Here is a 238-nt window from a genome sequence, read left to right as displayed (position 1 = left end):
GCGCCCGTCCAGCCTTCGATCTCCGGCCCGACGAAACGTTTTGCCGTCTTCATCAATACCAGTGCCGCGGCCATGTGGATCAGCGGTCCGAGCAGCCTGATCCAATAGATGGCGTTGGAGCCGGAAAGCTCGGTCATCGCCCGGATTACCCACGCAATCATCGGCGGCTTGGAATAATAGCCGAGGTCGAGGTTTTGTGACCAGAACCAGTACTGCGCCTCGTCGACGAAAAGATCCG

At 58.8% G+C, this 238-nt stretch carries 1 pseudogene; it reads right to left on the bottom strand.

The annotated features are described in order from the left end of the window. Nucleotides 1–238: pseudogene (locus EOD29_RS34900) on the bottom strand (glycosyltransferase family 39 protein); the annotation flags it as partial.

Origin of the sequence: Mesorhizobium sp. M1A.T.Ca.IN.004.03.1.1 (genome assembly GCF_003997555.1) — a bacterium.
In the GTDB taxonomy this organism is placed as follows: Bacteria; Pseudomonadota; Alphaproteobacteria; order Rhizobiales; family Rhizobiaceae; genus Mesorhizobium.
This window is presented reverse-complemented; position numbering and strand designations above follow the sequence as displayed.